At 69.3% G+C, this 12,200-nt stretch carries 11 protein-coding genes and 1 pseudogene; 1 reads left to right on the top strand and 11 read right to left on the bottom strand.

Features of this window, described 5'->3' with window-relative positions; translation table 11 throughout:
- Positions 1-10: 10 nt before the first annotated feature.
- From ACQPWZ_RS01755 to ACQPWZ_RS01735, 5 genes are all read right to left on the bottom strand, one after another.
- Positions 11-769, bottom strand: coding sequence for an RNA polymerase subunit sigma (locus ACQPWZ_RS01755; RefSeq protein WP_433570394.1), 759 nt, complete (start codon positions 767-769; stop codon positions 11-13).
- 197 nt (positions 770-966) lie between these two features.
- Positions 967-2,667 carry an L-aspartate oxidase gene (locus ACQPWZ_RS01750; protein WP_433573751.1) on the bottom strand — a complete coding sequence of 567 codons (1,701 nt, stop codon included), beginning with the start codon at positions 2,665-2,667 and terminating at the stop codon, positions 967-969.
- Positions 2,668-2,882: 215 nt separating this feature from the next.
- Positions 2,883-3,632 carry an SDR family oxidoreductase gene (locus ACQPWZ_RS01745; protein WP_433570393.1) on the bottom strand — a complete coding sequence of 250 codons (750 nt, stop codon included), beginning with the start codon at positions 3,630-3,632 and terminating at the stop codon, positions 2,883-2,885.
- A 200-nt stretch (positions 3,633-3,832) separates the two neighbouring features.
- Complete coding sequence (locus tag ACQPWZ_RS01740) at positions 3,833-5,065, bottom strand: NAD(P)/FAD-dependent oxidoreductase (protein WP_433570392.1); 1,233 nt, start codon at positions 5,063-5,065, stop codon at positions 3,833-3,835.
- 26 nt (positions 5,066-5,091) lie between these two features.
- Positions 5,092-5,988, bottom strand: coding sequence for an RNA polymerase sigma-70 factor (locus tag ACQPWZ_RS01735; protein WP_433570391.1), 897 nt, complete (start codon positions 5,986-5,988; stop codon positions 5,092-5,094).
- 279 nt (positions 5,989-6,267) lie between these two features.
- Here ACQPWZ_RS01735 and ACQPWZ_RS01730 point away from each other — a divergent pair, with 279 nt between their 5' ends.
- Entirely contained in the window at positions 6,268-6,741 is a 474-nt protein-coding gene (locus ACQPWZ_RS01730; protein WP_327685943.1) for a carboxymuconolactone decarboxylase family protein, read from the top strand.
- A gap of 92 nt (positions 6,742-6,833) precedes the next feature.
- On the opposite strand, the gene ACQPWZ_RS01725 is transcribed toward ACQPWZ_RS01730, so the two are convergent.
- From ACQPWZ_RS01725 to ACQPWZ_RS01700, 6 genes and pseudogenes are all read right to left on the bottom strand, one after another.
- Entirely contained in the window at positions 6,834-7,469 is a 636-nt protein-coding gene (locus tag ACQPWZ_RS01725) for a TetR family transcriptional regulator (protein WP_433570390.1), read from the bottom strand.
- Entirely contained in the window at positions 7,466-8,404 is a 939-nt protein-coding gene (locus ACQPWZ_RS01720; protein ID WP_433570389.1) for a hypothetical protein, read from the bottom strand. The genes ACQPWZ_RS01725 and ACQPWZ_RS01720 overlap by 4 nt, the downstream gene beginning before the upstream one ends.
- Positions 8,401-8,883 (bottom strand): hypothetical protein, encoded by a 483-nt coding sequence (locus ACQPWZ_RS01715; protein ID WP_340471319.1) that lies wholly within the window; start codon positions 8,881-8,883, stop codon positions 8,401-8,403. Before ACQPWZ_RS01715 ends, ACQPWZ_RS01720 begins: the two co-directional genes overlap by 4 nt.
- 3 nt (positions 8,884-8,886) lie before the next feature.
- The gene (locus ACQPWZ_RS01710) at positions 8,887-10,080 is read right to left on the bottom strand and encodes a macrolide family glycosyltransferase (RefSeq protein ID WP_423247707.1); all 1,194 of its coding nucleotides are present in this window, start codon (positions 10,078-10,080) and stop codon (positions 8,887-8,889) included.
- A 26-nt stretch (positions 10,081-10,106) separates the two neighbouring features.
- A complete protein-coding gene (locus ACQPWZ_RS01705; protein WP_433570388.1) occupies positions 10,107-11,072 on the bottom strand; it encodes a patatin-like phospholipase family protein in 966 nt (321 codons plus the stop codon).
- Between the two features lie 360 nt (positions 11,073-11,432).
- Positions 11,433-12,092, bottom strand: a pseudogene (locus ACQPWZ_RS01700) (nitroreductase); the annotation flags it as partial.
- Positions 12,093-12,200 lie beyond the last annotated feature (108 nt).

Below are 12,200 nucleotides of genomic sequence, written 5' to 3'. Positions count from 1 at the left end.
GAACGCGGCGTCATGAACGTCCTGGCTTACCCGTCTCCGCTGTGGGCCGGTTCCAGGAGCGGAGCTTGTCCGGGTTGAGGGTGACCCATGCTTGTACGACATGCGGGCCGGCGATGTCGAGAATGATCACGGCGGCGACTCGGTGGTCGTAGCGCGCGACGATGCCGGTACTGCCGTTGACGGAGTGGGTGTGGAGCGTGGTGCCCGGGCGCGGGGCGAGCAGGGTCAGCAGGCTGTGGGCGACCTCCAGGTGGCCGTGGACGGGCTCGGTCAGAGCGCGGACCTTGCCGCCGCCGTCGAAGACCGCTGTGACGTCGTGTGCCAGCAGGGATGCCAGCAGAGGTGCGTCCCCCGTGGCACAGGCCAGTCGGACCGTACGGACCACGGCGTCGTGCTGTTGCGGTGTGGCGGGACGCGAGCGCCGAGCCCGCAGACTGCGGCGTGCGTGGCCTGCGAGTTCGGTGCAGTCCGGATCCGCCTGTCCCTCGGCGACCGCGACGGGAGCCGTCCGGAACGGGTCATCGAGCACGAACGCCGACGCATCGGCCGAGCAGATACTGCCCACGAGCCGCGCGAGCCAGGACCGTGGGGTGGCGATCCGTGCCCGCGCCGGATCGGGCAGCTCGTACCACTGCCGGTAGGTCTCGGCGATGACACTCTCCGCCTCGGCGCCGGTGCCGGTGCCCAGAATCGAACAGGCGACCTTCAGGAGATGCCGCCGCTCGTCGAGCAGCTCTGCGATCGAGGCCGAATCACTGGCCTTGTCCATACGGCGACCTCCCACTCATATGGCACCGCACAGAACGGACGATCGCCTCGATCGTCCTGCGCCCTTGCTCATGAAGACCGGACAGACGCAGTTGTTGTGACACGGGGCAGTGGCGATGTCGCAGCAGTCACCGGTGGCGACCGCGGGCGCGGACCCGCGGTCGCCGGACCGGACGGTGCAGGGCGGCAGCCGGCGCGCTACTCCACGAGCTTTCCCTCGCTGGAGACCTCCTGCATGTACGCGGAGATCTCTTCCGGAACAGGGGCGATGCTCTCGTGAGTGATTCCCGTCGTCGGCGACCAGACGAGATTGACCTGCAAGGCCTGATCCATGTCCGGATAGTCGCTGCGGTTGTGGCAGCCGCGGGACTCGCGGCGCTCGATCGCCGCTTCGAGCGTCGCTCGGGCGGCAAGGGCGGCGGACTTGAGGTCGAAGGCGTGCGCGAGGTCCTGGAAGCCGGCGATGTCGGGGTGGACCCCGACGGTCTTCATGCGGTCCTCGATGCCGGCGAGCTCCGCCAGACCGGCGCGCAGCCCTTCCTCGTCGCGGACGACGCCCGCGTGCTCGGTCATGGTGTTGCGGATGGCGCGCTGCAGGGCACGGACGTTCTCCGGGCCGTCCGCGGCGAGCAGGTCGTCGATCTCGCGACGGGCCTCGGCCACCGCGGCCGCCGAGCGCGGCTGTGCGGTCAGTGCCTGGGAGTAGGCGGCTGCGGCCTGCCCCGTGATGCGACCGAAGACCAGCAGCTCGATGAGGCTGTTGCCGCCGAGGCGATTGGCGCCGTGCAGGCCGCTGGAGGCCTCGCCGATGGCGTAGAGCCCGCGCACGTCGGTGCTGTGGTCCTCGGGCCTGACCCACACCCCGCCCATCGAGTAGTGCGCGGTCGGCGCTATCTCGATCGGATCGCGGGTGATGTCGAGCATCTGGAGATCCAGAAGCGTCTGGTAGACCCGTGGCAGACGGTTCATGATCGTCTGTCGCGGCAGATGGGACACGTCGAGCCACACACCACCCTTGGGCGTGCCGCGGCCTTCCTTGATCTCCGTGTAGGAGGCGAGGGCCACACGGTCGCGCGTGGACAGCTCCATGCGCTCGGGGTCGTAGCGGGCCATGAAACGCTCACCGAGGGCGTTGCGCAGGATGCCGCCCTCACCGCGGGCCGCCTCGCTGACCAGGGTGCCGGCCGCGTTCTCGGGCTCGATGATTCCCGAGGGGTGGAACTGCACCAGCTCCGGGTCGCGCAGACGCGCGCCGGCCTCCACCGCCAGCCGGAACGAGTCGCCGGTGTTCTCGTCGCGCCGTGATGACGTCCGTCGCCAGATACGGGTATGGCCGCCCGCCGCCAGAATGACGGCGTCGGCGTGGATGAGGTAGCGCGTCCCGTCGTTGAGGTCGAAGCCGTAGGCCCCGAACACCGCACCGTCGTGCACCAGGAGCCGGGTGATGTAGACGCTGTCGAGCACAGGTATGTTCAACTGGCCGGCGCGCCTGACGAGCGTGCGCTGGATTTCCAGGCCGGTGTAGTCACCGGCGAAGGCGGTACGCCGGAATGTGTGCGCGCCGAAGAAGCGCTGGGAAATACGGCCGTCGTCCTCCCTGGCGAAGGCCATGCCGTAGCGCTCCAGGTCGTCGATGCCCAGAGCGGCGCCCTGAGTGACGATCTCGACGGTGTGGGGATCGGCGAGCAGATAACTCTCCTTGAGAGTGTCCGCGGCATGCTGTTGCCAGCTGTCCCCGGGGTCCATGGTGGCGAGGGCGGCATTGATACCGCCCGCCGCCAGGGCCGTGTGCGCGTCCTCCTTGGGGCGCTTTCCGACGGCGAGCACGTCCATTCCTGCTTCGGCCAGCTCGATGGCCGCCCGTAGTCCCGCGCCGCCCGTTCCGATCACCAACACCATGGTCGCAAGACGTTGTTCGGTGATAGCCACGTTCGCTCCGATCATTGGGTACGTCACTGAGTACGACCGGTTGATCCCGCTGTTTGTGACACCGTGCCGATGACTCAGTGCCTCAGGGCGCCCACGAGCAGGCAGGGGCTGTGTGGTCGCGGCCGGTCGCGGCACGGTGTGCCGGCGTCGCGTGACGGACAGCGCGCACGGCCCCACGCCCATGCCTACTGCTGCTGGGCGGCCCAGTCGGCGAAGCGGATCTCGCCGATACGGGCGTCGGCGCCGGGGAGCAGCGTGGTCTCCTGGAGCTGCGCCCCGTAGTACGGGGCCTCGGGGTCCGACACGACCGTGCGGGGATCGTTCGTGGCTGCCAGACGCATGCGGATCAGCTCGTCCAGCTGGAACGTCTCGGCGCCGGCCACCTCGACCACACCGTTGAGCGGTTCGCCGACCGCGGAGCGCCCCACGGCGGCCGCGACGTCGTCGGAGCAGATGGGCTGGATCTTGACCGGCGCCAGGTGCACGGTGTTGTCGTCCTTGGTCGCCGCTGCCGTGATGCCCTTCATGAACTCGAAGAACTGCGTGGAATGGACGATGGAGTAAGGAACTCCGGAATCCTTGATCAGCTCCTCCTGCGCCTGCTTGGCACGGAAGTAGCCGCTCTGCTGGAGACGGTCGGTGCCCACGACGGACAGCGCGACATGATGGCTGACGCCGGCCTCCTTCTCGGCCGCGAGGAGGTTCGTGGTGGAGGTGCGGAAGAACGTCATCACGTCGTCGTCCGCGAAGGAGGGGGAGTTGGAGACGTCCACGACGACGGCGGCGTCTTCGAGGACCTCGGCCACGCCCTCGCCCGTCAGTGTGTTCACACCACTGTCGGGGGAGGCCGGTACCGCCTCGTGGCCGTGTTCGGCGAGCCTGCTCACCAGCTTCGAACCGATGAGGCCGGTTCCTCCTATGACGACAACCTTCATGATGGGGATCCTCTCGGGGTCACGTCGGCGCTGGAGCGTGGTAGCTGCGCCGATCGATGGTGTCTGTACTGACAAGGACAAGGCGGCGACGGAGTGTGTGACGCACCGCTCCGGATCCCGTCCACCTGGACGGGGTGGCCAGGTCTCTCGTACTGCGCGACCGCACGGCGACCTCCCGGGCGCGAGCCGGCTCGGTCCTGTCAGGGCAGGAAGCTGTCCAAGGGCACGTCGGGATCGGCGAGAGCGGCGTCGTCGACGTCGGCCCGGGACTGGATCAGGGCGCGGATCGGGCCGATGACGTCCCACACGTTGACCGCCATCCCGGCGAGCACCTGGTGTCGTGACATCCAGAAGGCGACGAACTTCCGGTTCTCCTTGTCGCCGCGGAAGACGACCCGGTCGTAGCCGCCTTGGTGGACGTAGCCGGTGTACTCCATGCCCAGGTCGTACTGATCGGTGTAGAAGTACGGCAGCCGCTCGTACGCGACGTCCTCGCCGAGCATGTTCCGCGCGGCCGTGGCCGGTTGGTTCTGTGCGTTGGCCCAGTGCTCGACGCGGATGTGGCGTTGCAGCCACGGGTGGAAGGCGTTGGCCACATCGCCGGCGGCCCACACGTCGGGTGCCGACGTCCGAAGGTGCCGGTCGGTGAGGATGCCGTTGTCGACCTCGATGTCGGCCTGCTGGGCGAGCTCGACGTTGGGGGTGATGCCCACGCCGACGACCACGGCATCGGCGGGCAGCAGCCGGCCGTCGGCGAGCTGCACACCGCTGACCCGGCCCTCGGTCCCGACCAGGCGCTCGACCTCGACCCCGGGAAGCAGGGAGACCCCGCGTTCGGTGTGGAGACCTGCGAACACCTCGGCCGCCTCCCGCCCGAGTACCTTGATCAGGGGCAGCTCCCCGTGCCCGAGTACGGTCACCTCCGCTCCGGCGATGCGTGCGGCGGCGGCGGTCTCCAGGCCGATCCAGCCGTCGCCGATCACCACGATCCTGGAACCTGCGGTGAAGGCGGCCTTGAGGCGCTCGCTGTCCCCCACGCGACGCAGGTAGTGCACATGGCCCAGGTCCGCCCCGGGAATGGTCAGGCGGCGGGGGGAGGAGCCGGTGGCCAGCAGAAGCTTGGCGTACGGCATCCGGCGGCCGCCGTCGAGCACCACTTCCTTCGATTCCAGGTCCAGGGAGATCACGGTCGTGCTCAGCAGCAGTTCGACGTCGTGCTCGGGGTACCAGTCCGCGGAGTGCACGAAGATCGAGTCACGCTCCTCCTTGCCGAGCAGATAGCCCTTGGACAGCGGCGGCCGGATGTAGGGCCGTTCATCCTCGGATCCGATGATGAGGACGGGGCCGTCGTGGCCGTGCTTGCGCAGGGCGGCCGCTGCTTTGCCCGCGGCCAGACCGCCGCCGACGATCACGCAACCGGTCGCAGGAGACACGATGTTCCTCGCCTTTCGATCGGGGTTCAGGCGGCGAGCGACGTGACGTAGGGCGCCAGCTTGGCCGGACTCATCACCCACATGATCCGCTCGACGCCGTGGGCCGACACGTCGATGGACAGCAGTGCGACCGCCTTGCCGCCGGAGGTGACCAGGACGGCGGGTCGGCCGTTGGCCTCGACCCACCTGCTGTCCGACCCCGGCCAGAAGCGCGGGGCGAATGCCTTGAGGTACTTGGAGACGTGCTCACGCCCCACGACCGGGATCTTCGACGCTCCTCGCGCGCCGCCTCCGTCGGCGTAGCTGACGACGTCCTCGGAGAGGATGTGCTCGAGCGTGGCCAGATCACCCGTCTGTGCCGCGGTGAGGAACCCCTCGAGCAGGCGGCGGTGTTCGGCCGGGTCGACCGGCTCTCTGCGTTCGGTGGCCAGGTGTTTGCGTGCCCGGCTCACCAGCTGGCGGGTGTTGGCCTCGCTGGTGTCCAGGATGTCCGCGATCTGCGCATAGGGGTAGTCGAACGCTTCCCGCAGGACATAGGCGGCCCGCTCCACCGGGTTCAGTTTCTCGAGGACGAGGAGGACCGCCATCTCGACCGCCTCGGCGCGTTCCGCGCCGACTGTCGGGTCCCGGCTGGTGTCGACCGGCTCGGGGAGCCATGGGCCTATGTACGCTTCCCGTCGCACTCGGGCGGACTGGGCCACGTTGATCGCGAGCCGAGTGGTGACGGTCGTCAGGAAGGCCTTCGGTTCCACGATGTCCCGACGGTCGGTGTTCTGCCACCGCAGCCAGGCTTCCTGGAGGATGTCTTCGGCCTCCACGGAACTGCCGAGTACGCGGTAGGCGACACCGAACAACTGGGGACGGGCCTCCATGAACTCCCGGGTCGCTCTCTCGAGCGAATCGGTGTCGTTTTCCGGGTGCATGGCGGCCCCTTTCCGCAGGCTCATCCTACAACTGTTGGTGGCAGCACGCTTCTCGGCCCGGGGGCATTCGCACTGCCTCTGACCTGGGTCTATTGCCTCTCGGACACCTGCTGCGGGACACGTCCGACGCTGCTGCGCCGGGTGTGCGTACCTACCCGCGGCCCCTGAATCCGCGGGAAGCCACCCGAGGAGACGCACGTCACATCGTGGGGTTGTCACGGTTGCCGGGAGAGCCCGGTCAGTTCGGTGTAACTGCCTCTGCATCGAAGGGATCCCACCATGGAATCGCGCGTCAACTACTTCGGTAACGCCCTTGCGGGCAAGGTCATGAAGCACCTCAACTCGGCCAACAAGGTGGTGGCCGACTCGACCCTGCCGGTCACCACCCAGGAACTGGTGAAGATCCGGGCCAGTCAGATCAACGGCTGCGGTTTCTGCACGGACATGCACACCAAGGACGCCATCGAGGCCGGTGAGACGCAGCAGCGTCTGAACCTGGTGGCGGCCTGGCGCGAGGCCAAGGTCTTCACCGACGCCGAGCGCGCCGCCCTGGAGATCGCCGAGCAGGGCACCCGCATCGCGGACGCCGCGGGCGGTGTTCCGGACGAGGTCTGGGAGAAGGCCGCCAAGCACTTCGACGAGGACGAACTCGCCGCGCTGATCTCGCTGATCGCGATCATCAACGCCTACAACCGCATCAACGTCATCAACCAGCAGCCTGCCGGGGACTACAGGCCCGGCATGTTCGGCTGAGGCGATCCGGCCGAGCCGGACCCCACCGCCCGTCTCCCCGTCGCCCCCTGCGACGGGAGACGGGCTATCGGCGTCCACCAGCGTCCATCGAACTAGGCCCTGGGCTCGTCGAAAAGGACGTCGACGGCGCGGGCCAGCAACGTCATCAGTTCCTCGAAGTCGAGCGAGGCGAGAGGTTCCATCGGGCAGACGTACCGCAGCATGACGAGGCCGGCCAGATGCGCGGACACCAGGGACGGGAACTCCGGTGTCCGTTCGGTCATTTCGGGGGCGAGCCGGGCGAGACATGATGCGAGGGCCGCCTCGATGCGGTCGTGGAACTCCTTGGCGACCGGCTCGTTTGCCAAGCCGGACCGGAAGACGGCGACCAGCGCCGTGCGGGTCGACTCGTTCTCCCAGTAGGAGAGGAACGTCCGGGCGATCCACTCACCCCGGTTCGTCAGTTCTGCCGCTTCCTTGTCCGTCAGAGAGCCGAAGAGGGTGGACAGATCGATCCGCGAGGAAACGGCGTGCTGGAAGAGGCCGCCCTTGTTGTCGAAGAAGTGGTGGATCAACGCCGGGTCCACGTCTGCCTGTTCGGCGATCCCGCGCAGTGTGGCGCCCGAATAGCCCTTGGCGGCGAAGAGTTCGAGCGCGGCCGTGAGGATCAGGGCCCGGGTGTTGCTGCGTCCCGGACGGCGGCCTCCGCCCGGGCGCCCTGCATCGCGCACTCCGGTCGAGGCGTTCATGACGACGAGCGCTCCATGGCCGGGCTCGCGCCGTCGCGGGCGCGGATGATCGCGATCACGGTGTCGGCCGTGCGGTCGAGGTGGCTGCGGCCGTCGGGCAACCGGGCCGTCGTGCTGATGTAGCTGCGCGGCCCGACGTGTGTGGCGGGGTCGAGGCGGTGCAGGGTGATCTTCCCGGCGCGGCGGGCCCGGTTCCATGCGCTCCAACGGAACAGCCGCCAGCGCTGAGGAAAGATCCAGGTACCGACCCGAGCGATCCGGTCGCTCGCACTGCCGAGCTGATGCAGATGCTCGGCACCGCTGAGGTCGTTGGCGCCGTTGTGGAACCCGCCGAGCGTGATCAGCAGGAGCGGGCAGCGCAGCCGGCTGTGCAGTTCGTCGACCGCGCCGCCGGCGACCTGGGCACCGCCGCTGTAACTGAGCAGCACGACGGGGACACCGCTGTCGGGGCGGTAGCCGGCGAGCGTGAGCTGCGCGGAGATCTGGCCGCCGACGGCCCGGTTGTACAACGGGCGGTACCGCTGGTCGGCGGCGACGAAGATCTGCATGACGTTGTGCAGGAACAGCAGCAGCTGGATACGGCGGCGCAGCCACGCCCACACCGGTCGGTCGGCCAGCGGGTCGGCCAGTGGCGAGTAGGGCTGTACCTGTCCCAGAACCCGCAGTTCCGGGGCTCTGGAGAGGAGGGCTTTGACCAGCTGGCCGCCGTCCCGGCTGTCGCGAACGCGGCGTTTGCCGATGCCGTCCAGGTAGACGAGGTAGGCGCGCGGGGGACTGTCGGGGGCCGCGCCGCGGGCGTACGGCATGCCCTCCGGGAGCTGGGTGGTGGGAGCCCGCCAGCCGGCGCCGTAGGCCAGTACCTCGTAGCGGGCCAGCAGTGCTTCGGCGAGGAGCGCGGGCCCGATCGCGAAGACCCAGAGCAGGAAACCGTTCATGCGACCGGCTCCCGTGCCTCGGCGGCGCTGATCCTCACGACGAGACGCCGGACGGCCTCGACGGCGACACCGAGCCCCGTGCCGGCGAGGGCCACGCATCCGGCGGCGCCCCACCAGCCCACGTCGGTGGCCGCGGCGAGCGGGCCGACCAGCCCGGCTCCGACTCCGACGAAGAGCAGCAGGTGGAGGAGGGGGCCGAGCAACGGGAAGGCAAGGACGGCGGCGAGCATCAGCGGGGCGACGAGCTCCGGTGTCCAGACCAGCCCGGCACCTGTCGGCGGCGAGGGCAGCACCAGCCCGGCCAGGGTCCACGTGGTCAGCGGCCACAACGCGAACACGGCGCCCTCGACGAGGCCGCCGGCACAGAGCAGCCCGGCCACCCGGGTCCGCGACATGCCCGGTCGGCGCACCGCCAGAGGCAGGATGCGCCCGGCGGCCTCCGACATCCCGGCGAGCAGCAACAGAACGACGAGTGCCATGGCTCAGCCTCGCTGTGACGGTTCGACGGGATCCGGGTGACCTGCCGCGCCGGCCGCGCGCAGATACTCTTCGAGCTCGTCGGCGGCGCGCCGGTAGCCACCCGCCTGGTGCTGGGCGCCCCGCAGCGTGGCTGCCGCCGCCCGGAACCGGGGGGAGTGGAGCAAACGCTCGGCCAGAGCGTGGACAGACTGCTCGGTCACGTCCTGGGTGCGGATCGACAGGCCGGCGCCGAGTTCTTCGACGCGCCGGGCCACCATCGGCTGGTCGGCACCTTGGGGGACCACCAGCATGGGAACACCGGCGTACATGGCCTCGTTGACGCTGTTCATCCCGCCATGGGTGACGAACAGCGCTGCGTTGGCCAGCACTTCCGGCTGGGGGACGAAGCGGCGGGCGAGCACATTGCCCGGCAACGGACCCAGCGCGGTGGGATCGGTCTGCCCGGTGGAGACGATGACACTGGCGCCCAGTGAGGCGAGTCCGGCGGCGAAGCTGCGCAGCAGGTGGGGGTCGGCGTTGAACACCGTGCCGAGGGACGCGTACAGCACCGGTTTCCGCAGTCGGTCGGCCGGGAACGACGGGTCGGCCGGGCGGGCGCCGATGCTCGGTCCCACGAACCGGTAGGACTGGTCGAATTCCTCGGCGGCGGGCTGGAACGCCCGCGAGGTGTAGACCAGGTTGAGCGGCTGGCGGATGTTCCCCATGTCCAGCAGGGGGAGCCCGCTCGTGTCGTACCGGCGGTGCAGCCCCCAGCGCGACCTCAGGTAGCCCCGGAGGCTGCCCGGTCGCCTCGCCGCCGCGGCCATCAGCTCCCACGAGCCACCGGTCGGGCTGGGCACATGGCGGTTGAACGCGAAGGTGGTGAACGACGATGCCGCAGGCACCTCGAGCTCGCGGGCGGCGACCGCTCCCCAGGGACAGGCGCTGTCGTGAACGATCAGGTCGGGCCGAATGCGGCGCAGGTCGGTGAGCACCGCAGGCAGCAAGTGAGCGGCCGTGCCCGCAAGCCCTTCCATCAACGTGATCGGTGTCGGCGGATCGGGGAGCGGCTGGTCGCCCCCGGGGTAGAGGTACACCGTCGCGCCGAGAGCCTCGATCTCCTCACGGAACGCGGGCGAGGTGTGATAGGTGACGGTGTGGCCGCGCCGGACAAGTTCGGCCACCACCGGCAACGTCGGGTTGACGCGCCCGTGCATGGCGATGTTGAGGAACGCGATGGTACTCACAGGGCAACTCCCGACAGTGAGGATGTCGATGCCTCGCCCAAGCCGGCAGTTGCCGCAGGGGCGTCGGCTCGATACAGGCCCGGCCCGGTGACGCGCAGCTCGTCGAGGAAGCGTCCCGCCGTACGGGAAGCAGTGCTGATCAGCCGCTGAGAATGGCCGAAGTCCCACGGCGCGGGCCAGGCCTCGATGCCGGTCGGCAGCACGACGGTCGGGATGTGCCGGGCCACTTCGTGCAGATCACGCTCGACCTGATGGCGCATCAGCAGCAGCCCGGCCCTGGAGGCGATCGCTCCCGCTCGCCGGCGCGGGACCGTAGGGCTCAAGGGTGAGCTCTCCGGTCCGGTCGACACCACCACGACGCTGGCAGCCCCGGCCTGCAGCGCGGCCAGGACGGGGACGTAGGCGATGACTCCTCCGTCGACGAGCGTCCTGCCCTCCCGGTCGACCGGGGGCAGAATCCCGGGAATGGCGGCGCTGGCCAGCAACGCGGACTCGAGGTCTCCGTGGTCGAGCAACACCTGAGCACCGGTGACCAGATCCATGGCCACCGCGGTGAACGGGACCGCCAGCTCCTCGATCCGGGACGGCAGCCCTGACCGGGCGATCAGTCGGCGCAGGCCGCGATCGGTGAAGAGGCTGGCCCGTGAGGTCGGGTTGCCGAGGGGATACACCTCACGGCGGCACAACCGGGTCCAGACGTGGTCGAGCCACGGTGCGGCCCTGTCGGGCCGGGCAGCCGCGATGGCGCCGTTGAGGGCGCCCACCGAAGTGCCGACGATCATGTCCGGAACGAATCCGCGCTCCTCCAGCGCGCGTCCGATACCGACGTGCGCCGCCCCGAGGACCCCACCCGCGCCCACTGCCACGGCTACCGGACGGGGAAGGGTGCGCAAGCCGGCCGATGTGGGGTCGTCGGGCGGCTCACTCGACGGCGGGGGATCCGTCCCCTTCTCGCCCGTCATGGTTCGGCGCCTCTCGCGGCCACGACCACTCGTCGAGTCGCCCCCGCCGGAGCCCGAGCGAGCCCACGCGGCCGGCTTCCGGCCACCAGCAATCTTCATGATCAACTTTCTCACCACCGCGGAATCGGATGTGGTCTCTCAACCAGGTCCGGGCGGCAACCCGATCTGTGACACCAGCCTGTCCATGCGTCGGGTGAAGCCGCCCCTGAGCCTTGCGGCAAGACGCGGCAACGGTCGGCCGCGAGGTGTGTGCGGCGTCGCGGGATCCGTGATGTCGGTCGCCGGACCGCGAACCACCGGGCCCGAGCCGGTCGCCGCCGCCCTCGCGGGGGTGTGAACGGGCCCTGCTGCGTCCATGGCGTCGACGAACGTCACCGTCTCGCCGAGCGGCGCCCTGCCCGTACGGGGGTGGTCGACCGCCGCGTCTTCGAACCCGATCGACATGCCGCAGAAGAGCATCAGGTCGTCCGGGGGTGAGATGACCTTCGCGACGGTCGCGTGGTACTTCGCCCATGCCATCTGCGCACAACTGTGCAGTCCTTCGGCGCGGAGCAGCACCATGACGGTCTGCAGAAACATGCCGACGTCGGACCACTGCGGGCGGCCCAGGCTGCGGTCGATGTAGCAGAACAGGGCAGCAGGCGCGCCGAAACACTTCCAATTCGCCGCAGCGGCCCGCTGGCGCGTCTCCAGGTCCTCGCGCTGAACACCGAGTGCGCCGTAACGCTGCTCGCCGAATGCGGATCGGCGTTCGCGGTACGGGGACTTCAGTGTCGGCGGGTACTGCTCGTACTCCGGCTCGTCCCAGGGGTCGCCCCCCTTCATGCGCTCGTCCACGAGGTTCTTCAGCTCGGACAGCGGCTCGTCGGTCAGGACGTAGGCGCGCCACGGCTGGATGTTCGATGCGGACGGCGCCGAGGCCGCGGCCGTCAGTACGCGTTCGAGCGTCTCTCTCGGGACATGCCGGTCGGTGAATGCACGAACAGCGCGTCGGCTCGTCACCGCTTCATAGACGTCCAAACCAGGCGCCTCCGATCTTGTTCTACGTCTCCGGCTTCGTTGCAGTCGCGATGGTATCATTCGATACCATCGCGAGTGCAACCACTCCCGATGCCTGTTCAAGCCCCT

Origin of the sequence: Streptomyces sp. CA-251247 (assembly GCF_050952975.1) — a bacterium.
Classification (GTDB): Bacteria; Actinomycetota; Actinomycetes; order Streptomycetales; family Streptomycetaceae; genus Streptomyces; species Streptomyces achmelvichensis.
The sequence above is the reverse complement of the archived record's forward strand: the minus strand, read 5'-3'. Positions and strand labels throughout refer to the sequence as shown.